This is a genomic window from Nocardiopsis dassonvillei subsp. dassonvillei DSM 43111 (assembly GCF_000092985.1).
GTDB lineage: Bacteria > Actinomycetota > Actinomycetes > Streptosporangiales > Streptosporangiaceae > Nocardiopsis > Nocardiopsis dassonvillei.
The window spans coordinates 2630217-2649748 of the sequence record NC_014210.1 but is presented as its reverse complement, the minus strand read 5'-3'; the positions used below and the strand labels follow the sequence as shown (position 1 = coordinate 2649748).

The following is a 19532-nucleotide window of genomic DNA, read 5'->3' as shown; positions in this document are numbered from 1 at the left end:
CTCTCACCTTCTACCGGGTGCCGGTGGTGACGGGGAAGGCGGACAGGGAGCGTACGACGGCGGTGGGTCGGCGGGTGGGTGGGGCGGTGGGGCGCAGGTGGGGGAGGCGTTCGGCCAGGGCGCGTAGGGCGATGCGGCCTTCGAGGCGGGCCAGGGGTGCGCCCAGGCAGTAGTGGACGCCGCTGGAGAAGGAGAGGTGGTCGGCGGCGTCGGGGCGGGTGATGTCGAAGCGGTCGGGGTCGGTGAAGCGTGCGGGGTCGCGGTTGGCGGATCCGATGAGGCACATGGTGTAGCCGCCGCGGCGCAGGGGTTGGCGTTGGACGGTGGTGTCGGTGTGGACCCAGCGGCTGGTCATCTGGACGGGTGAGTCGAAGCGCAGGATCTCCTCCACGGCGCCTGGGGCCAGGTCGGGGTCGGCGACGAGGCGTTCCCACTGGTGGCGGTGGCGCAGCAGGGCCATCACCCCGTTCCCGATGAGGTTCACGGTGGTCTCGAACCCGGCGATCAGCAGCAGGCGGCACATGGTGCTCAGTTCGGTCGCGGTGAGGTGGCCGTCGTCGGCCTGGGTGACCAGGGTGGAGACCACGTCATCGCGGGGGTCGGCGCGGCGCTGTCGCATGAGCCGGGTGAACAGCAGGTCCAATTGTGCCGTGGCCTGGTGGATGCTGCGCAGGTGACTCGCCGAGCGGGCGCCGTCCAGGGCGCTGCCCAGGGCGTGGCCGATGCGGACGAACTCGGCGTCCTGGGCGGCGGGGACGCCGAGCAGGTGGCTGATGACGGCGATGGGCAGGGGTTGGGCGAAGTCGCGCATGAGGTCGAAGTGGCCCTTGGCGGTGGCCTTGTCCAGGAGTTCGTGGGTGATCTTGGTGATGTGGGTTTCGTACTCGCTCATGCGGCGGGGGCTGAAGGCGGGGCGGGCGAGTTGGCGCAGGCGGGTGTGTTCGGGTGGGTCCTTCATGAGGAAGGACAGGTCCAGGATGTCGAACTGCTGGGGTGGGGCGGTGCCGTCGGGGGGTTGGACGCCGAATTCGCGTCCGCGTAGCAGGGCGCTGACGGCTTGGTAGGTGTTGGCGGTGCGGAAGCCGAGTTTGCTGGTGGCGAAGTGGCCTTGGTCGCGCAGGCGTTGGTAGGTGGGGTAGGGGTTGTCGCGCCAGGGGTAGTGCAGGAGTCTGCTGGGGTGGTCGCCGGCTTGGGCGGCGGTCCAGGAGGTGGCGTGGGCCAGGCGCAGGTGGGCGTCGGTGCGCAGGGCGTCGGGGATGTGCATGGTGTGTTCTCCTGTCGCGTGTTTTTTCGACCCTAGGCGGGTGGGGGGTGCCTGGTCAGGCGGGTGGGTGAGTTGGCCGCCTGCGGTCAGGGGGGAACTTTGCGGGGTGGTTCGTCGTTGGGGTGCGGCGTTGACGGGTGGGGTGTGGTGGTGGGGTTGTCGCAGGTGGTCGGGGTTGTGGGGGGTTGTGCGGGTGTGGGGCGGTGGGTGTGGTCGGCCGGGGCGGGGCGGACCCGGTGGGTGGGTGGGGTGTCACAGGTGCGGGGCGGGTGCCGGGTCGGGGCGGTGTCGGGGGGTGTGGGGGCGCGTATCGGCGCACACGCCGGGGTTGGCGGGGGAGGCTGGGGGCGCGCCCGCCGATAGGTTGGGGGCAGGCGTCTTTCCGGCGGGTGCTCGGGCACCGGGGGAGGCGGTGGTCATCCTCTGGCACCCGGGGGTGGCGAAACGTCGTGTGTGGAGGCTGTAGTGTCCCTTAGGCTCGATCCCAGTGACCCGGAACGTATCGGCCGGTACCGGCTGATCGGCCGTTTGGGCTCTGGCGGCATGGGCCAGGTGTTCTTCGGCCGCTCGGCCGGGGGGCGTGCGGTGGCGGTCAAGCGCATTCATCCGCACATGGCCGCCGACGCCTCCTTCCGGGAGCGTTTCGCCCGTGAGGTCAACGCCGCCCGTCAGGTCAGCGGTGCGTTCACCGCGCCGGTGATCGACGCGGGTCCCGATGACGAGGTGCCCTGGCTGGTCACCTCGTACGTGCCGTCGTTGCCGTTGGACACGGCGGTGCACGACCACGGGCCGTTGCCGGAGGCGAGTGTGCGGGTGCTCGCGGCGGGTCTGGCCGAGGCGTTGGCCGACATCCACAGGGTGGGGTTGATCCACCGTGACCTCAAGCCCGGCAACGTGCTGTTGGCCGAGGACGGGCCGCGGGTGATCGATTTCGGTATCGCCCGTGCCACCGACGGTACGGCGGCCACGCAGTCGGTGATCGGTACGCCGGGGTTCATGAGTCCGGAGCAGGTGCAGGGGGAGGCGCTCACCCCGGCCAGTGACCTGTTCGCCTACGGTGCGGTGCTGGCCTACGCGGCGGCGGGGACGGGTCCCTTCGGTGAGGGCAGTATGCCCACCATGGTCATGCGCATCATCAGTCGTGAGCCGGATCTGTCGGGTGTGCCCGAGTCGTTGCGTCATCTGGTGGCGGCGTGTTTGTCCAAGGATCCGCAGGGTCGTCCGGGGCCGGGGGAGATCCTGGACTACCTGGGTGATGTGGCCACGGGGCCGACCTGGTTGCCCGCGGCGGTGATGCGGGGGGTCCAGGAGCAGGTGGCCAAGGTCAACGGGGCGTTGGCGGCCGCTGCTGGGGATGGGCGTGTCACCGGTCAGCACCAGCGCACGGAGGTGTTGGGGCAGGGTGGTGCTGCTGCTGTGGGTGGTGCGGCGGGAGCTGCGGCTGGTGCGGGTGTGTTCGGTGATGAGGCGGCCACCCGTGTCACGCCGCAGGCGCCGGGGCACGAGGGCGGTGCGACCTCGGTGTGGGGTGAGCAGCAGGGGTATGGGGCCACGGCCCGTTTCCCGTCGGGGCAGCAGGTTCCGCCGACCGCCCAGTACGGTCAGGGCGCCACGGCCTATGGCCAGGGGGCGGCTCACGGTCAGGGCGGTGCTTCCCACGGGCGGGAGGAGGCCGCGGGTCACCGGCAGCCGGACCGGCCCAGCCAGGAGGACGCCTACGCCGACCTGTACGGCGATCGGCGTGATCCGGCCGCGGACGCGCGCCGCCAGCAGCAGGAGCAGTTGCGTCAGCAGGAGGAGCAGCGCCAGCGGCGGATGCAGGAGCAGCAGCGCCACCAGGAGGAGCAGCGCAGGCGGGCGGAGGAGCAGCAGCGTCAGCAGCAGGAGCAGCGGCTGGAGCACCGGCGCCGTCAGGAGGCGGAGCGGGCCCACCGTGAGCGGGTGCGGGCCGAGCAGGAGGCCGCGCGCCGCGCCCAGAGCCAGGCGCGCCATGCCGACCAGCCGGGCCTGTGGGGTTTCGTCAAGCTGTTGCCGCTGCTGATCATTCCGCTGATCCAGGTGCCGTTGGGGTACGGGGCGGCGTTGGCGTGGGCGTGGTTCACCACCGAGACCGAGGTGTGGACGGGGGCGCCGTACGCGTTCGAGCCCTTCCGGTGGGAGTCCTTCTGGCACGCGATGATGCTGGGGTACTTCATCTTGAACAACCTGGTGTCGTTGGAGTACCTGGTCAGGTCGTTGCGTACGTCGTTCGTCACGGGTGCGGTGTTGGCGTTGGGTGCGATCGCGGCGACCAACGGCCTGCTGTACAGCTTCGGTTTCTGGGGCTGAGTCCGGGGTGGGTCCTGGTCGGCGTCGCCGACGCCCACGGGGCGGCCCGGGCGGTCCGCGTCAGCCGGGAGGTGTTCGCCGGGACCCGGTGGGTGGCCGTGTGGGCCGGGCCGGGGCGGCGCGCCGCCCCTTCCGGGCGCGGGGCCCCTCTCCCGCGCCCGGCGGTGGGGGCGGGTCAGGCGGAGATGCCGCCGTCGCTGGTCAGGAGTTGGCCGTTGATCCACCGCCCGCGGGGTGAGCACAGGAACTCCACCAGGTCCGCGGTGTCCTGGGGTGTGCCCAGGCGCCCCAGCGGGGTGTGCTGGAGGCAGTCGTCCTTGGTCCGCTGTGACATCCAGCCGGTGTCGACGGGGCCGGGGTTGATGACGTTGGCGCTCACCCCCAGGTGGGCCAGCTCGCGCGCGCAGGAGAGCACGATGCGGTTCAGGGCGCCCTTGCTCGCGCCGTAGGGGAGGTTGCCCACGGTGTCGTCGCTGGTCAGGGCTATGATGCGTCCGGTGCCGTGCTCTGCTGTGAAGCGCAGGCCGAATTCGCGGGCCAGTTGCCAGGTGGCGCGGGCGTTGACCGCGAAGTGCCGGTCGAAGCTGTCCACGGTGGTCTCCAGGAGTCCGGAGTCGACCGACTCGCAGTGGCACATGATGAGTGCGCTCACCGGGCCCAACCGCTCCTGGGCGGTGTCGAAGACGTGTGCGGCGGTGGCGGTGTCGGCCAGGTCGGCCTCGATGGCCACGGCGCGGGCGCCGTGCTCGGCCAGGGCGTCCAGGATGGTGCGGGTCGCGTCCGGTTCGGCGCCCCAGTCCATGCGGGCGTCGTAGGCGTTCCAGTGGGTGAAGGCCACGTCCCATCCGGAGGCGGCCAGGCGGCGGGCGACGGCGGAGCCGATGCCGATGGTGCGGCCCACGCCGGTGACCAGGGCGACGGGGCGGGGCGGGTGGGAGGGTGGTGTGTGCGTCATGGGGTGATACTCGCGCGGCTCCTGTGCCGCGCACCAGTGGTTTTCGCGTGAGCGCGGGCCTGGGCGGGTCCACCGCCGGGTGGGGCGCTGGGCGGGTGTGCCCTCAGCCGGTCAGGTCGGGGATCAGGCGCGGGCCCACCCGCCGCACGTGGTCGCGGAACAGTGCCACCGCGGGGGGTTCGTAGCCGCCGCCCGACCCCTGCTGGGGCCAGACCACGCCGATGGGGCGGCGGGCGTCCACGCCCTCGATGCCCAGTTCCACCGTTCCGCTCAGCGGTCCCTTGGGGCGGGCCGGGAGCACGGACACCCCCAGTCCCGCCGCGACCAGTCCGCGTGCGGTGGCGATGTCGTCGGCCTCGAAGGCCACCCGGGGGGTGAATCCCGCCTGTTCCACGATGCGGTCGGTCAGGTGGCGTACGCCCCGTCCGGGTTTGAGCAGGATGAACTCCTCGTGTGCCGCGGCGGTCACCGTCACCCCGGGCGGTGCCGCGCCCGCTTCTTGGCCCGCCGTCCCGCCGTCCGGTGTCTGGTGTTCCTGTGCGAGCGGGTGTTGTTCGGGCACCACCAGGCGCAGTACCTGGGTGTGCAGTGTGGCCGCCGCCAGTCCCTGACCCGAGGGCAGCGGTGAGGTCAGTGCCAGGTCCGCGCCGCCGGCGGTGAGCCGGTGCAGGGACTCCGACCAGGGCTCCTGGGTGAGGGAGAAGCGCACCCCCGGGTGCCGGGCGCGAAAGTCCCGCAGGAGTGCCGGGACCACTTCCACGCCCAGTGTGGGCAGGAAGGTCAGCGCGACCCGGCCCTCCTCGGCTCCGGTCAGTTCGGCCAGGCCCTGGCGCAGGTCCGCCAGGGCTCGTTCCACGTGCGGCAGTAGCAGTCTTCCGGCGCGGGTCAGTCGTACTCCGCGTCCGGTGCGTTCGACCAGTGCCATGCCCAGTTCCTCCTGTGTTCGGGCCAGGGCCCGGCTCAGGGTCGGTTGGGGGGTGCCCAGCGCTTCGGCGGCCTGGGTGATGTGCTCGGTGGCGGCCACCGCGGCCACCATGCGCAGGCGGGGCGCCAGGATCTGGGCCAGGGCGTCGGTGTCGTCGTGTTCACTGCGTTCCATGCGTTCCAGTATGGGTCAACGCCAAAGCATGCATTGGACGTATGAAACCGGTCTTTCTAGCGTGGACGGTATGAGCCTGACCAGTGCCTCGCCGCCTGATGACGACACCCGTCCCCGTGCGGGGACCGGCGCCTACCGGCGCACGGTCATCGCGCTGGTGGCCGCCGCCGTGGCGACCTTCGCCCAGTTGTGGGCGGTCCAGCCGATCCTGCCCGCGATCGCGGAGGGTTTCGGCGCCTCGGCCTCCCAGGCCGCGCTCGCGGTCTCGCTGGCCACGGGCGGCCTGGCCGGGTTCACCCTGGTCTGGAGCGGGGCGGCGGACCGCTTCGGTCGTGCGCGTGTCATCGGTGTCTCCCTGCTGGCCGCGACGCTGCTGGGCTGTGTGATCCCCTTCGTCGCCGATCTGTGGCCGCTGCTGGTGCTGCGCGCGTTGCAGGGTGCGGCTCTGGGCGGGGTGCCGGCCGCGGCGGTGGCCTACCTGTCGGAGGAAATCCACCCGGCCGACGCCTCGCGTGCCACGGGCCTGTACATCGCGGGCAACCCGTTGGGCGGGATGGGCGGGCGTCTGCTGGCCGGGTTCGCCGCGGATCTGGGCGGCTGGCAGTGGGGGATCGCCGCCAACACCCTGCTGGCCCTGGTCGCGCTGGTTGTGTTCGCGCTGGTCCTGCCCCGTCGGCCGCGGGCCGTGCGCACCGTCGCGGTGCGGGGGGAGGCGTCCCCGTCGCGGGGGTCGGGCGGGGGCGGGGTGGGCGGGCGCCTGCGTGCGGCGGTGACCACGCCCGGGCTGATCGCCCTCTACACCCAGGCCCTGTTGCTGATGGGCGCCTTCATGACGGTCTACAACCTGTTGGGTTTTCGTCTGATGGCCGAGCCCTTCGGGCTCTCCCAGGCCGCGGCCTCGCTGCTCTTCCTGTCCTACACGGCGGGGATGCTGGGTTCGGCGGTGGCGGGGGGAGCCAGCGCGCGTTGGGGCGGGTACGCGGTGCTCACCACGGCGACCGTGTTGATGGCCGCCGGGTTGGGCGGGATGTTCGCCACGGCTTTGCCGGGTCTGCTGGCGGCCCTGTTGGTGATGACCTTCGGTTTCTTCTGTGCGCACGCCACCGCCTCGGCGTGGGTGGGTACCCGCGCGGTGCGGGGGCGGGCCCAGGCGATGGCGGTCTACACGCTGGCCTACTACCTGGGGTCGAGCCTGTTCGGCTGGTTGGGCGGTCTGGTCTACGACGCCGTGGGCTGGGGTGGGGCGGTGGTCTTCGCGTTGGGGTTGTGCTCGGTGGCCGCGGCGGCGGGTCTGCGTCTGCGCCGTCTGCGGTAGGGGCCGTCACCGCCCGTGTCGCGCTCTGGCGCCGCGCGGGCGGTGTGCTTGTCCCCGGGGCCGTCTTGGGGGGAGTGTGGGAAGGGAGCACACCACCGTGGTAGTTTAAATTTAAACTACATTGGCAGGCGCCCCGGCGAACTCGACGAAGGGTGAGGGACATGGACGTGCGCCCCGCGGGAATCCACCACGTGACCGCGATCGCCAGCGATCCGCAGGCCAACGCCGACTTCTACCTGCGCGCCCTGGGCATGCGCATGGTCAAGCGCACGGTCAACTTCGATGCGCCCCAGACCTACCACCTCTACTACGGCGACCGCGCGGGCAACCCCGGCACCATCATGACCTTCTTCCCCTGGCCCGGCGCGCCCCGCGGGCGCGTGGGCGCGGGCCAGGCCACCACCACGACCTTCTCCGTGCCCGAGGGCTCCCTGGGCTGGTGGGCCCGGCACCTGGCCTCCCTGGACGTGGAGGCCACCCGTCCCGCCGAGCGCGGTGAGGAGGACGTGTTGAGCCTGCGCGACCCCGACGGCCTGGTCATCGAACTGGCCGCCAGCGCCGACCACCACGACACCGACCCCTGGGACGGGGGGGCGGTACCGCCCGAACACGCCATCCGCGGCATCCGCGCGGTGACCCTGACCGAGCAGGACGTGGAGGGCACCGTCCAGATGCTGGGCGGGCAGCTGGGCTTCCACCTGGCGGATGAGAGCGGGGGGCGCACCCGCTTTCACACCAACGCCTCCGGCCAGGGCGTGGGCACCATCGTCGACGTGGTGGCCGACCCCCGCGCGCCGCGCGGACTGGTCGCCGCCGGAACGGTCCACCACGTGGCCTACCGCGCTCCGGACGGCCCCGTCCAGGAGGCCTGGCGCCAACGCCTGGAGGCCGACGGCGTGGGCGTCACCGAGGTCCGCGACCGCTGCTACTTCACCTCCATCTACTTCCGCGAGCCCGGCGGCGTGCTGCTGGAGATCGCCACCGACGGCCCCGGGTTCGACTACGACGAGCCTCTGCTGGAGCTGGGCCGCTCGCTCAGGCTCCCGCCGTGGCTGGAGCCCGACCGCGAGCAGATCGCCGCCCACCTGCCCGCCCTGGAGACCCGCCGGTGAGCGGCGTCGACGACCTCGTCCACGTCTTCACCCCGGCCACGGTCCCGGACGCGCCCACCCTGCTGCTGCTCCACGGCACCGGCGCCGACGAGCACGACCTCCTGCCGCTGGGGCGGGCCCTGGCCCCGGGCGCGGCCCTGCTCTCACCGCGCGGCACGGTGGACGAGAACGGTATGAACCGGTGGTTCCGCCGGGTGCGCGAGGGCGTCTTCGACGTCGAGGACCTCATCGAGCGCACCGCCGACCTGGCCGCCTTCGTCACCGAGGCCGTGCGCGCCTACGACCTGGACCCGGAGCGGGTCGTGGTCAGCGGGTTCTCCAACGGCGCCAACACCGGCGCCGCCCTGCTGCTGCTCCACCCGCACCTGCTGCGGGGCGCGGCCCTGTTCGCGGCCGGGGCTCCGCTGCAGGGGCGCCGACCCGACCCGGTGGACCTGTCGGGGGTGCGGGTGTTCCTGGGCTTCGGCGCGGCCGACCCGATCACCACCGTGGACCAGGCGCGCCTGCTGGCCGACCAGCTGGGCGAACGCGGGGCCCGGGTGCAGGTCGAGGAGCACCCCGGCGGGCACCAGGTGGCGCCCCAGGTGCTGGAGCGGGCCCGCGACTGGTTCGCCCGATCACGGTTTTGACCTGCGCTTCTCCTCGAACCGCGGCGGCGTCCCCTGACCCTGGGCGTCGCCGCTTCGCGCGTCGTGGGCCGTGTACTCCTGTTTATCGCGAAAAAGTCAGCGCGACACTCACCAAAATGGATACCATCGGCAGCGAAATGCACACCCAACGTGACATGGAGTGGTTTTCATGTGCTTGACGCAACGTGCCCTGGCTGGTGCCGCCGCCGGTGCCGTCCTGGCCACCGTCCTGCTGGTCGGCGCCGCCCCGGCCTCGGCGGACTCCGTGTCCACCGGGTTCTCCCGCCCCCTGCACTTCTTCAGTGACGAGGGCTTCCTCGACGACATCATCGACAACATCACCATCACCGTCTGAGCGCTGGCCCCGCGGGCCTGACCGCCGCCTTCGCCGGACGTCCACGACGTCGTCCCTCCCCTGGGTGGACGTCCGAGGAGCGGGACCCAGCGGGCACAGCGACGCACAGCGGGTTCACCCCTTCCCTCGTGAACCCGCCCCCGGCACCCCCGCCATCCCCTCCCGGCCGCGCGCACCGGCGCGAAGCCACGGGCAAAGGACACCCTGGGACCACACCCGCTCCGAGGCGAAGAGTAGGCTGCGTGCGTCAGCCATCCCCGCCACGAAAAGAACCCATGATCACCTCTTCCCTCGGGCGCGCGCGGTAGATGGACCCCGAGATCCTCGGCCTGCTCCTGCTGGTCGGTGTCGCAGCGGGCTGGGTCGACGCCGTCGTCGGTGGAGGCGGCCTGCTCCTGCTGCCCGCCCTGCTGGTCGCCGCACCCACCACACCCCTGGCCACCCTGCTGGGCACCAACAAGCTGGGCGCCGTCTTCGGCACCACCTCCGCCGCCCTGGCCTACGCCCGCAAGGTCAGGATCGACCGCCGCGTGGTCGCGCCCACCGCAGCCCTGGCCCTGCTGGGCTCGGGGCTGGGCGCGGCCATGGCCGCCGCGCTCACCGCCGACGTGCTCAAACCCGTCATCATGGTGGTCCTGGCCGGGGTCGCCCTCATGGTCTACTTCCGCCCCGCCATGGGTGTCGCCTCCGACCGCCGCCTGCGCACCCGCAACCGCGCCCTGGCGGTGGTGGCCGTCGCGGGCCTGGGCGTGAGCTTCTACGACGGCCTCATCGGCCCGGGCACCGGCGTCTTCCTCATCATCGCCTTCACCGCCGTGGTCGGCATGGACTTCGTCGAGGCCTCGGCCTCGGCCAAGATCGTCAACGTGTGCACCAACCTGGGAGCGCTCGTCGTCTTCGGTCTGGGCGGGCACATCGACTGGCTGCTGGGCCTGGGGTTGGCGGTGTGCACCATCATCGGCGCCCAGATCGGGGCGCGTATGGCCCTGCGGCGGGGTTCGGGGTTCGTGCGCGCGGTGCTGCTGGTGGTGGTCATCGCCCTGCTCGTGCGCATGGGCTGGGACATCTTCACCTGAGGCCGCCTGAGGCGCGGGGCGCGCGCCCCGCGCGCGGTGCGGTCAGTCGCGCAGCCGGTAGAAGCGCACCGGCGAGTTGGCGGTGAAACCGATGCGCGGGTACACGGGCGCTCCGGCCTCGGTCGCCTGCAGTACGGCGCGCCTGAGGCCGCTGGCCCGGGCGCCCTCGTACAGGGCCTTGCGGGTGACGGCCTCGGCGTAGCCCCTGCGCTGCCACCGCGGTGCGGTGGCCACGAGCACGACGAACAGGCAGTCCCGCGCGCGTACCGTCGCGGCGCACGTGACCGCCTCGCCCTCGCGTATGCCCAGGTAGGCGTGGACGCCGTCCTTCCACAGGGCGGATCCCACGAGCCCGTCGCGGCCCTCCTGCGGGGTGAAGCCGTAGGCGTGGGAGTTCAGGTCGGCGTAGGAGCGCAGGTGTGCGTCGGTGCTCACGCGTACGAACGTCAGGTCGGGGTGGGAGGGTTCGGGCAGGTGCGCAAGGTCCGCGGCCATGCCGACGCCGCCGAAGGCGTGCTCCAGTCCCGCCCGGTGGGCCGCCTCGCGCAGGTGCTCGCGCGCCCGTGGGTCGAGCAGGTCCTCGAAGAGCCACAGGAAACCGGGGCGCCTCTTGGCGCGCATCACCCGTTCCGCCTGGTGCAGGGCGTGTTCGAGGTCCGCGGCGTCGGTGTCGACGCCGGTCAGGGTGAGGCAGTTCCAGAAGGCGAACCGGCAGTCGGCCCAGCGCACGGCCAGGCCGGGCAGGTCGCGCACGTCGGCGTGGGGGTCGCGGTCCAGCACCAGGGTGCGCCAGACCCGGGTGAGCTGCTCCATCGACTCGATCGACGCGGTGCGGTCCCTCATCAGGCCCCCTCGGCGGGTGGGGCCCGAGGAGGGCCCGGTGCGTGCTGTGCCGCGCGGGGTGCCCGGGCGGCGTGGCTCCTCGCCCCGCCGGGCGGGGTCAGCGCGTGGCGTGTACGTCCACGATGGCGGGCGCGCCCGGGGTTACCGGCGGGTTCGCCCGATCTGTGACCTTGACCCTCACACCGCGGGTTCGGCCTGTCCGGTCAGCGCCGCGGTCACGTCCTGGACGATGCGGTGCGCGGCGTGGTGGTTGGCCGCGCCCCACACGTCGTGGTCCATGCGGTACACCCGTGCGTCCCGCACCGCCCGCAGGTTGGACCACACCCCCTCGGAGAAGGTGCGGGGCGCGTCGGGGTAGCCCGATCCGGCCAGGACGAACACCGTGTCGCCGTCCGCGCGTTCCAGGTGCTCATAGCCCAGGGCGATGAAGTCGGTGGCGCCCTGGGCCTGGTGCTGGCCCCGGGGGCGGGCCAGGCCCAGGTCCCGGACGATCTGTCCGGGGAAGGAGGCGGGCGTCTCCAGGCGTATCTCGCTGGGGCTCTGCAGCCGTACGAGCGAGACCTCGGTGGCGGCCGGATCCACCCCGGCCCCGGTGATCTGCTCGCGCGCTTCCTCCAGGGCCGTCTCGTACTCGGCCACGGCACGCTCGGCCTGTTCGGGGGCGTCGAGTACCTCGGCGACCTGGTGCAGGTGGCCGCGCCAGGATCCGGTGCCCTCCCACTCCAGCAGGACCGTGGGCGCTATGGCCTCCAGGTCCGACAGCATCTGCGCCTGGGCGCCGGACCGGGTGTGGACGCCGATGATCAGGTCCGGGGCGGCGTTGGCCAGTGCTTCGAGCTGGACGTCGTCCTCGGCGGGGGAGTTGGTCACCAGGGTCAGGGCGTCGCCGTCGGCGCCCGGGGGCAGGAAGGGGGCCAGTCCCTGTTCGGGTGCGCCGGGGGTGCCCATGGTGGCGGCCACGTCGTGTCCCAGCAGGGTCGCGGCGGCCAGGGTGGGGCGCCACAGGACGGCGACGCGCTGGGGTGCGGCGGGGATCTCCACCTCTCCGTTGGCGGCCTGTACGGTGCGCGTGGGCCCGTCGCCGGTTCGGGGGGAGGAGGGCGGGGCGGCGCAGCCGGACAGGGTCAGTGCCGCCAGGGCGGTTAGTGTGGCCAGGGCACGCACAGGACGCGACAACTCGGGCATAACGGGCACCCTTCCGTGCGAACAGGATGAAGGTAAGGCTAACCTGTCCGAGGCGGCGCGCAGTGCACCGGTGCCGCCCACAGGCTGCACCCCACCGGGGCAGCCGCGTCCACCACCCACGCCACAACGAACGGGGAAGCCGTGGCCCTGCGCGCCCCCACCCTCACGCGCCCCACACTCACCAGGCGCATCATCCGCCCCCTCGGGCTGGTCGCCGCCCTGGGCCTGCTCACCCTGTGCGCCCTGCTCAGCGTCACCGTCGGCAGCAAACCCATCCCCGCCGCCGACGTGTGGGCCGCGCTGACCGCCTACGACGGCTCCTACGACCACGACGTCATCCGCAGCCTGCGCGTCCCCCGCACCGTCATCGGCGTCTTCGTCGGCGCCGCCCTGGGCCTGGCCGGAGCCCTCATGCAGGCCCTGACCCGCAACCCCCTGGCCGAACCCGGCATCCTCGGCGTCAACTCCGGCGCCGCCGCGGCCGTGGTCATCGCCGTCATCGCCTTCGGCGCCACCGGCACCGGCTACGTCTGGCCCGCCTTCGCCGGCGCCGCCCTGGCCGCCGTCGCCGTCTACGCCCTGGGCTCACGCGGACGCTCCAGCGCCACCCCCGTACGCCTGGCCCTGGCCGGAACCGCCGTCGCCGTCGTCCTCCAAGGCCTCATCCACGGCGTGTTCGTCCTCAACGAGTTCGTCTTCGACCGCATCCGCTTCTGGCAGGTCGGCTCCCTGGTCGGACGCGACCTGGACGTCTTCTGGCAGGTGGCGCCCTTCCTCGTCGCGGGCATCGTCCTCACCCTGTGCCTGGGCCCCTCCCTCAACGCCGTCGCCCTGGGCGACGACCTGGCCGCCACCCTGGGCGCCAACATCCCCCTCATCCGCGCCGCCACCGCCGTGGGCGTCATCCTGCTGTGCGGCGCCGCCACCGCCGCCGCGGGCCCCATCTGGTTCGTCGGCCTCATCATCCCCCACGCCGCACGCCTGGTCACCGGCCCCAACCAGCGCTGGCTGCTGCCCTACTCCGCGGTCCTGGGCGCCGTCCTGCTCACCGCCGCCGACACCCTGGGCCGCGTCATCGTGCCGGGCGCCGAACTGGAGGTCGGCATCATCACCGCCTTCGTCGGCGCCCCCCTGTTCATCGCCCTGGTCCGCAGCACGAGAATGGCCCACCTGTGAGCCGCACCCTGACACCCCGCCGCCCGCGCGAGCGCGCCCGCACCACACCCCGCGGCTCCTTCGCCCTGCGCCTGTTCGGCGAACGCCTGTCCCTGCTGGTGCGCCCGCGCACCCTCGTCGTCGCCGCCGTCCTGACCGCGCTCAGCGCCGCCGCCCTGATCGTCTCGGTGGCCGTGGGCGACTACGAGATCCCGCTCGGCGCCGTGCCCGCCGCGATCGCGGGCTACGGCGAACGCCTGGACGTGTTCTTCGTCCAAGGGGTGCGCCTGCCCCGCGCCCTGACCGCCATCGGCGTGGGCGCCGCCTTAGGGCTCGCCGGAGCCGTCTTCCAGAGCCTGTCGCGCAACGCCCTGGGCAGCCCCGACATCATCGGCTTCACCGGCGGCGCCGCCACCGGAGCCGTCGCCGTCATCCTGCTCTTCGGCGCCGGACGCCTGGGCGTGTCCCTGGGCGCCATCGCCGGGGGCATGCTCACCGCCGCCGCCGTGTACCTGCTCTCCACCAAGAACGGCGTCCAGGGCTACAGGCTGGTCCTGGTCGGCATCGGCATGGCCGCCATGCTCGGCGCCGTCCGCGACTACCTGCTCACCCGAGCCGAACTCACCGACGCCCTCGGCGCCCAGATCTGGATGATCGGCAGCCTCAACGGCCGCGGCTGGGCCGAGGTCGCGGCCGTGTGGATCTGCCTGGTCCTGCTGGGACCGGTCCTGCTCGCCCTGGGCCAGCGCCTGCGCTTCATGGAACTGGGGGAGGACACCGCGCGCGGCCTGGGCGTGCCCACCCGCTCCACCCAGCTGACCGCCCTGGCCGCCGCCAGCGCCCTGACCGGCGCCGCCATCGCCGTCTCGGGCCCCATCGGCTTCGTCGCCCTGGCCGCACCCCAGCTGGCCCGCCGCCTGATGCGCACCGGCGGCACCACCCTGGCCGGATCCGCGCTCATGGGCGCCGCCCTGCTGGCGGTGGCCGACCTGGTCGCGCTGCGCGCCCTGGCCCCCACCCAGCTGCCCGTGGGCGTGGTCACCGCCGTCATCGGCGGCAGCTACCTGATCTGGTTGCTCTACACCGAATGGCGCGGCGGACGTGCCTGACCGAAACCGAGGAAGAACGATGACCATCGCCGACCACTCCGCCTCCCGCCTCAACGGCCGCGACCTCACCCTGGCCTACGAGCAGCGCGTCATCTCCCGGGACCTGGCCGTCACCATCCCCGACAACTCCTTCACGGTGATCGTGGGACCCAACGCCTGCGGCAAGTCCACCCTGCTGCGGGCCCTGTCGCGCACCCTCAAGCCCGCGCACGGCCACGTGCACCTGGACGGCAAGGCCATCAGCTCCTACCCCGCCAAGGAGGTCGCCCGCCGCCTGGGGCTGCTGCCGCAGACCTCCATCGCCCCCGACGGCATCGGCGTGGCCGACCTGGTGGCCCGCGGCCGCTTCCCCCACCAGGGGTTCCTGCGCCAGTGGTCCAAGCAGGACGAGGCGGTCGTGGCCGAGGCCATGGCCTCCACCGGCGTGGCCGAACTGGCCGAGCGGTCGGTGGACGAGCTCTCGGGCGGGCAGCGCCAGCGCGTGTGGCTGGCCATGGTCCTGGCCCAGCAGACCCCCCTGCTGCTGCTGGACGAGCCCACCACCTACCTCGACATCGCCCACCAGATGGACATGCTCGACCTGTGCGCGCAGCTGCACGCCGAACGCGACTACACCCTGGTCGCGGTCCTGCACGACCTCAACCACGCCTGCCGCTACGCCACCCACCTGATCGTGATGAAGGAGGGCGCCATCGTCGCCGAGGGCGACCCCTCCACCGTGGTCACCGCGTCCCTGGTCGAGGAGGTCTTCGGCCTGCCCGTGCGCATCATCCCCGATCCCGAGACCGACACCCCGATGATCGTGCCCGTGGACCGCCGCGGCGCCGCCCGCTGACCCCGCCGCCGACGGGCCCGGCCGCGGGACGCACCGGCGGGGGAGGGGCACGCCAGGCCCCGCAGGGCCCAACCCCGCCCCCTGGCGCGCGGGCAGGGACTGGACACGTCGCCGGTGCCAGAACCGCAGGGGTGGGGATGTGGGGGCGCGGGGCGGGGGAGGGGAGCCTCCCCCGCAGAAACCCGCCGACGGGTGCCCGGGACCACCACCGAAACGGACCCCCGAGGCCCTGGGCGACAGGTGGGGCCCGGGGCGCACCACGCGACCCGGGCCCCACCGCGCCCCTCCCTCGGGGCGTCCCCTCTCAGGCGCCCGACAGCTCCAGGCGCAACACCAGAGCCACCAGCTCCACCAATACCTCCTTGACCGACTCCCGGTCCCGGGCGTCGCACAGCAGCAGCGGCACCCGCTCCTCCAGGTCCAGCGCCACCCGCACGTCGTCCGCCCGGTGCGTGCGCTGCCCGTCGAAGCAGTTCACCGCCACCACGAACGGCACCCCGCGCGACTCGAAGAAGTCGATCGCGTCGAAGGAGTCCGCCAACCGCCGGGTGTCGGCCAACACCACCGTGCCCAGAGCGCCCTCGGTCAACTCCTCCCACATGAACGAGAACCGCCGCTGACCCGGCGTACCGAACAGGTACACCACCGTCGACCCGTCCAGCGTGATCCGGCCGAAGTCCAGGGCCACCGTCGTGGTCGCCTTGGCCTCCACCCCGTCCAGATCGTCCACGCCCACACTCTCGGAGGTCATGACCTCCTCGGTGTGCAGCGACTCCACCTCGCTCACCGCCGAGACCAGGGTGGTCTTACCCGCCCCGAATCCCCCCGCGACCACGATCTTGAGGGTGTCGGGAACCGGCCCCGCACCCTCAGCGTCCATCACGACCAACGACACATCCACTCCACCTCGACACCACCCTTGCCCCTCACAGCTGACGGATGCGCTCCAGCACCGAGCGCAGCGTCTCGGCGTCGGGCCGGTGCCGCTCCCAGTCGGAGGTGCGCACCACCACACGGCCCTGGTCCAACAGGTCCGCCAGCAGGATCCGCGTCACCCCCAGCGGAAACCCCGACCGCGAGGCCACCTCGGCCACCGACACCGGCCGCGCGCACAGCGACAGGATCAGCTCCAGTTCCGGGTCCACCTCCCCGGCGGGAGCCGGGGCGACCGCGACCACCTGCGAGGTCATCGAAAAGTCCGTACGCGAAGGACGCGTGCGCCCACCCGTCAACGAGTACGGCCGGATCAGACTCGACTCGAACGACCACTCCCGTCCCGACGCCCCACCGGACGGCTCAGCGTCCACGCCCTCACCTCCTCACACTCCCGCGCCGCGGCAGCGCCGACAGGTGCGGACCCACCTGGCGCACCAGACGGTTCACCTCGAACGCCGCCTGGCCCATGTCGCACGTGGACTCGGCCACCAGCGCCAGCGACGCGCCCTGACCGGCGGCCAGCACGAAGAAGAACACGTTGTCCATCTCCACCACCGTCTGACGCACCTCCGCGGCCCCCAGTTGCCCCCGAGCGCCACGGGCCAGGCTCGCGAAACCGGACGCGATCGCGGCCAGCCGCTCACCCTGCTCGCGCCCCAGGTCGTCCGAGCACGACAGCAGCAGCCCGTCCGCCGACAGCAACAGCGCGTGCCGCGCCCCCGCCACCCGCCGCACCAGGTCGCCCAGCAGCCAGTCCAGCGTCCTGGCCGGGGACTGCCCCTCCACCGCCTCGGCCGTCCTGTCTCCCGCCGCAGCGTCCGCCGTCATCGACATCACCCTTCCGAGCTCTCACCGGGGCGCGCACCGCGCACGCCGTCTCCATCCCCGTCCAGGGGCTGTGCGCGCCCGCGCAGGCTCCCGGACTGGAAAGCACTCATCATCGACCGGATCTCGGTCAGCGACCGCTCGGCCGCCGCCTCCCGGCCCCCGGACTCCCCGGGGTGCCCGGGCGCGGCCGGGGCGGGCGCGGGGGAGGGCTGCACGCCCTTGCGCCGCCGCCGGGGCAGACCCTTGTAGGTATCGCCCGTGTCCTCGTCCCCGGCCGCGTCCGCGGTCTCGGGCGCGGCCCGGGCCCCGTCCTCCCGCGCCGCCCGCTCCTCGACCCCGCCCGCCAGGACCAGCCGCTGCGACCGCGCGGTCGCGGCCTCCCGGTCCCCGCCCGGCTCCGCGGCGCCCGCGCCCTGGTCCGCCAGCGCGTCGGCGGGAACGGCCACGACCGCGCACGCGCCGCGCTCGGGCCCGGCGCTCAGCGTCACCTCCAGGCCGTGGCGCGCGGCGATGGTGGCCACCACGAACAACCCCAGCTGGGAGTCCTCGCGCATCCGGGCCAGATCAAAGCGCGGCGGGTCGCGCAGCAGCGCGTTGGACGCCTCCAACTGCTCCCGCGTCATCCCCAGCCCCCGGTCGCGCACCTCCAGCACGCACCCGCCCGCCTCCCCGGCCCGGCCGCGCACCGTCACCTCCGTGCCCGGGGGCGAGAAGGACGTGGCGTTCTCCAGCAGCTCCGCCAGCAGCCGCACGGTGTCCGCGCCCACCTCGCCGCGCAGCGCCACCGCCGGCACCGCCAGCACCCGCACCCGCACGTAGTCCTCGATCTCGCTGGCCGCGGCCCGCACCGCCTCGTGCAGGCGCACCGGCGCCAGTCCCCGCCGCACGGGGGCGTCCCCGCTGAGCAGCATCAGGTTCTCGGCGTTGCGCCGCATCTGCGTGCTGAAGTGGTCGATGCGAAAGAGCGACTCCAGCACCTTGGGGTCGGTCTCGGCGCGCTCCAGCGCGTCCAACAGCCCCAGCTGGCGGTGCACCAGCGCCTGCGTGCGCCGGGCGATGTTGCGGAACATGTTGCGCACGCCCGCGCGCACCTGCGCCTCCTCCACCGCCGCCGCCACGGCCGCGCGCTGGGCGTCGTTGAAGGCCTCGGCCACCTGCCCGACCTCGTCGGTGCTCTCCACCCGCAGCCGCGGCACCTCGGCGTCCACGTCCACGCTGCCGCCCGCGCGCAGCCGTGCGGTCACCTCCGGCAGGCGCACCCGGGCGTGCTCCAGGGTGGCCGTGCGCAGGTCCTGCAGGCGCCTGCCCAGGCGCTGGGTGGCGCCCACCGCGACCGCGGAGGAGACCAGGGCGGCCACCAGGGCGGGCACGCTCACCAGCAGGACGCTGGTGCGCAGCTCGGCCGACTGCGAGCGGCTGAAGGCGATGACCCGGTCGATCTGGCCCTGTTCGACGTCGCGCATGCGCGCGTCCACGGCCTCGGCGGCGCCCTGCCAGGCGGTGGCGTTGACCGGCACGGTGGCCCCGCCCCGCACGGGCATGGAGATGATGCTCTCCTGGAGCTGGTAGATGCGCTGCACCTCGCTGTAGGACTCCAGCTCGATGTAGTCCTGGCCGTCCTCCTCGCTCATCTCGACCACGACCCGGTCCCAGGTGTAGTGCTGGGCTCCGGCCGCGGCGGCGAACTGTGCGTGGGCCTGGACGGGGAAGGAGTTGGTGGCCACCGCGTGGGCCAGGACGGTGTCCTGCTGGTTGAGGAGTTCGCGGGTGCGCATCAGCGAGGTCAGGGAGCGCAGGTGCGGGGCCTGGGCGGGGTCGGCGCGCTCGACCTGGCCGTCCCACACGCGCAGGCCCTGTTCGATGACCTCGTCGTAGACGGTGGAGGTCTCCTCCAGGTCGATCTCGGTGGGGGAGGAGGCGTCCACCCGGGCGCGCAGGGTGTCGACGCGGTTGACGGCGGCGCGGAAGGCCAGGGCCTGTTCGGGCAGGTCCTGCACGTCGAAGGCGTCCAGGCTCCGGCTGAGGGCGTCCACGGCCTCGTCGGTGCGCTGGCGCGAGTAGGTCAGGTACAGGGCGGTGCGCTCGGTGCCCCAGGCCGCGTCCATGGTGGCGCGGCGTTCGCGCTGGAGCGCGCTGATGGTCTCCTCGACGGGGACGCCGACCTGTTCGGTGAAGGTGGCGGTGGTGCGCAGTTCACCGATGTCGCCGACGAGCAGGGCGGTGAAGGCGGCCCACAGGGCCAGCAGCACGGTGCTGGGGAACAGGACCAGCGTGATCATGCGGGCGCGAAGCGAACGGCGCTTGTTGTGGGGCATGGGCTCGCTTTGGGGGAGAGCGGCGGAGGCTACCTGCGGGGGTCCGCCGGGGTGGGGGAGGGGCCGGAGTTCCCCAGAGTGAACCGCTCAACGGGGGATTGCGCAAGCCTGAGGGGGACACAGTGTCCCATACGGGGAGGATCTGCGCAGGTGGGAAGGCTGGCCTCAGCTTGGTAACGCGAAATACTAAGCT

At 72.9% G+C, this 19532-nt stretch carries 18 protein-coding genes; 9 read left to right on the top strand and 9 right to left on the bottom strand.

Annotation, left to right across the window (positions count from 1 at the left end):
• Positions 1-10: 10 nt before the first annotated feature.
• Positions 11-1264, bottom strand: coding sequence for a cytochrome P450 (locus NDAS_RS10970; protein ID WP_013153246.1), 1254 nt, complete (start codon positions 1262-1264; stop codon positions 11-13).
• 453 nt (positions 1265-1717) lie between these two features.
• Between NDAS_RS10970 and NDAS_RS29575 the strand changes: the two genes are divergently transcribed.
• A complete protein-coding gene (locus NDAS_RS29575; protein WP_331998865.1) occupies positions 1718-3592 on the top strand; it encodes a serine/threonine protein kinase in 1875 nt (624 codons plus the stop codon).
• 175 nt (positions 3593-3767) lie between these two features.
• On the opposite strand, the gene NDAS_RS10960 is transcribed toward NDAS_RS29575, so the two are convergent.
• Both NDAS_RS10960 and NDAS_RS10955 read right to left on the bottom strand, forming a co-directional pair.
• Entirely contained in the window at positions 3768-4547 is a 780-nt protein-coding gene (locus NDAS_RS10960; RefSeq protein WP_013153244.1) for an SDR family oxidoreductase, read from the bottom strand.
• A 103-nt stretch (positions 4548-4650) separates the two neighbouring features.
• Positions 4651-5646 (bottom strand): LysR family transcriptional regulator, encoded by a 996-nt coding sequence (locus tag NDAS_RS10955; protein WP_013153243.1) that lies wholly within the window; start codon positions 5644-5646, stop codon positions 4651-4653.
• Between the two features lie 70 nt (positions 5647-5716).
• Here NDAS_RS10955 and NDAS_RS10950 point away from each other — a divergent pair, with 70 nt between their 5' ends.
• The 5 genes from NDAS_RS10950 (at position 5717) to NDAS_RS10930 (ending at position 10133) form a co-directional block, all read left to right on the top strand.
• Entirely contained in the window at positions 5717-6961 is a 1245-nt protein-coding gene (locus tag NDAS_RS10950) for an MFS transporter (protein WP_041553135.1), read from the top strand.
• 161 nt (positions 6962-7122) lie between these two features.
• On the top strand, positions 7123-8073 hold the full coding sequence (locus tag NDAS_RS10945; RefSeq protein WP_013153241.1) for a ring-cleaving dioxygenase: 951 nt from the start codon (positions 7123-7125) through the stop codon (positions 8071-8073).
• Positions 8070-8702, top strand: coding sequence for an alpha/beta hydrolase (locus NDAS_RS10940; protein ID WP_013153240.1), 633 nt, complete (start codon positions 8070-8072; stop codon positions 8700-8702). The genes NDAS_RS10945 and NDAS_RS10940 overlap by 4 nt, the downstream gene beginning before the upstream one ends.
• 169 nt (positions 8703-8871) lie before the next feature.
• The gene (locus NDAS_RS10935; RefSeq protein WP_013153239.1) at positions 8872-9057 is read left to right on the top strand and encodes a hypothetical protein; all 186 of its coding nucleotides are present in this window, start codon (positions 8872-8874) and stop codon (positions 9055-9057) included.
• Positions 9058-9365: 308 nt separating this feature from the next.
• Positions 9366-10133: a sulfite exporter TauE/SafE family protein gene (locus NDAS_RS10930; protein ID WP_013153238.1), complete on the top strand. Its 768-nt coding sequence runs from the start codon at positions 9366-9368 to the stop codon at positions 10131-10133.
• A 42-nt stretch (positions 10134-10175) separates the two neighbouring features.
• On the opposite strand, the gene NDAS_RS10925 is transcribed toward NDAS_RS10930, so the two are convergent.
• Together NDAS_RS10925 and NDAS_RS10920 are read right to left on the bottom strand one after the other, a co-directional pair.
• The gene (locus NDAS_RS10925) at positions 10176-10976 is read right to left on the bottom strand and encodes a GNAT family N-acetyltransferase (protein WP_013153237.1); all 801 of its coding nucleotides are present in this window, start codon (positions 10974-10976) and stop codon (positions 10176-10178) included.
• 177 nt (positions 10977-11153) lie between these two features.
• The gene (locus NDAS_RS10920) at positions 11154-12161 is read right to left on the bottom strand and encodes an ABC transporter substrate-binding protein (protein WP_013153236.1); all 1008 of its coding nucleotides are present in this window, start codon (positions 12159-12161) and stop codon (positions 11154-11156) included.
• A 141-nt stretch (positions 12162-12302) separates the two neighbouring features.
• On the opposite strand from NDAS_RS10920, the gene NDAS_RS10915 reads away from it, so the two are divergent.
• From NDAS_RS10915 to NDAS_RS10905, 3 genes are read left to right on the top strand one after another with little or no spacing between them, the layout of a single operon-like run.
• Complete coding sequence (locus tag NDAS_RS10915) at positions 12303-13337, top strand: FecCD family ABC transporter permease (RefSeq protein WP_013153235.1); 1035 nt, start codon at positions 12303-12305, stop codon at positions 13335-13337.
• Positions 13334-14425: a FecCD family ABC transporter permease gene (locus NDAS_RS10910; RefSeq protein WP_013153234.1), complete on the top strand. Its 1092-nt coding sequence runs from the start codon at positions 13334-13336 to the stop codon at positions 14423-14425. The genes NDAS_RS10915 and NDAS_RS10910 overlap by 4 nt, the downstream gene beginning before the upstream one ends.
• A 19-nt stretch (positions 14426-14444) precedes the next feature.
• Positions 14445-15260, top strand: coding sequence for an ABC transporter ATP-binding protein (locus NDAS_RS10905; protein WP_013153233.1), 816 nt, complete (start codon positions 14445-14447; stop codon positions 15258-15260).
• Between the two features lie 304 nt (positions 15261-15564).
• Here NDAS_RS10905 and NDAS_RS10900 read toward each other — a convergent pair whose 3' ends face one another.
• The 4 genes from NDAS_RS10900 to NDAS_RS10885 are packed head-to-tail and all read right to left on the bottom strand — an operon-like array spanning position 15565 to position 19339.
• Complete coding sequence (locus NDAS_RS10900; RefSeq protein ID WP_013153232.1) at positions 15565-16140, bottom strand: GTP-binding protein; 576 nt, start codon at positions 16138-16140, stop codon at positions 15565-15567.
• 46 nt (positions 16141-16186) lie between these two features.
• Positions 16187-16567, bottom strand: coding sequence for a DUF742 domain-containing protein (locus tag NDAS_RS10895; RefSeq protein ID WP_174548378.1), 381 nt, complete (start codon positions 16565-16567; stop codon positions 16187-16189).
• A 4-nt stretch (positions 16568-16571) separates the two neighbouring features.
• Positions 16572-17030, bottom strand: a complete 459-nt coding sequence (locus tag NDAS_RS10890; protein WP_013153230.1) for a roadblock/LC7 domain-containing protein — start codon at positions 17028-17030, stop codon at positions 16572-16574.
• On the bottom strand, positions 17030-19339 hold the full coding sequence (locus NDAS_RS10885) for a sensor histidine kinase (protein WP_013153229.1): 2310 nt from the start codon (positions 19337-19339) through the stop codon (positions 17030-17032). Before NDAS_RS10885 ends, NDAS_RS10890 begins: the two co-directional genes overlap by 1 nt.
• Positions 19340-19532: the final 193 nt, after the last annotated feature.

Bases quoted from the DNA above. Each gene is read 5' to 3' on its own strand.
- NDAS_RS10970 (WP_013153246.1), bottom strand. From the start codon at position 1,264: ATGCACATCCCCGACGCCCTGCGCACCGACGCCCACCTGCGCCTGGCC.
- NDAS_RS10945 (WP_013153241.1), top strand. From the start codon at position 7,123: ATGGACGTGCGCCCCGCGGGAATCCACCACGTGACCGCGATCGCCAGC.
- NDAS_RS10920 (WP_013153236.1), bottom strand. From the start codon at position 12,161: ATGCCCGAGTTGTCGCGTCCTGTGCGTGCCCTGGCCACACTAACCGCC.
- NDAS_RS10925 (WP_013153237.1), bottom strand. From the start codon at position 10,976: ATGAGGGACCGCACCGCGTCGATCGAGTCGATGGAGCAGCTCACCCGG.
- NDAS_RS10900 (WP_013153232.1), bottom strand. From the start codon at position 16,140: ATGGACGCTGAGGGTGCGGGGCCGGTTCCCGACACCCTCAAGATCGTG.
- NDAS_RS10950 (WP_041553135.1), top strand. From the start codon at position 5,717: ATGAGCCTGACCAGTGCCTCGCCGCCTGATGACGACACCCGTCCCCGT.
- NDAS_RS10935 (WP_013153239.1), top strand. From the start codon at position 8,872: ATGTGCTTGACGCAACGTGCCCTGGCTGGTGCCGCCGCCGGTGCCGTC.
- NDAS_RS10905 (WP_013153233.1), top strand. From the start codon at position 14,445: ATGACCATCGCCGACCACTCCGCCTCCCGCCTCAACGGCCGCGACCTC.
- NDAS_RS10885 (WP_013153229.1), bottom strand. From the start codon at position 19,339: ATGCCCCACAACAAGCGCCGTTCGCTTCGCGCCCGCATGATCACGCTG.
- NDAS_RS10955 (WP_013153243.1), bottom strand. From the start codon at position 5,646: ATGGAACGCAGTGAACACGACGACACCGACGCCCTGGCCCAGATCCTG.
- NDAS_RS10960 (WP_013153244.1), bottom strand. From the start codon at position 4,547: ATGACGCACACACCACCCTCCCACCCGCCCCGCCCCGTCGCCCTGGTC.
- NDAS_RS10930 (WP_013153238.1), top strand. From the start codon at position 9,366: ATGGACCCCGAGATCCTCGGCCTGCTCCTGCTGGTCGGTGTCGCAGCG.
- NDAS_RS10890 (WP_013153230.1), bottom strand. From the start codon at position 17,030: ATGTCGATGACGGCGGACGCTGCGGCGGGAGACAGGACGGCCGAGGCG.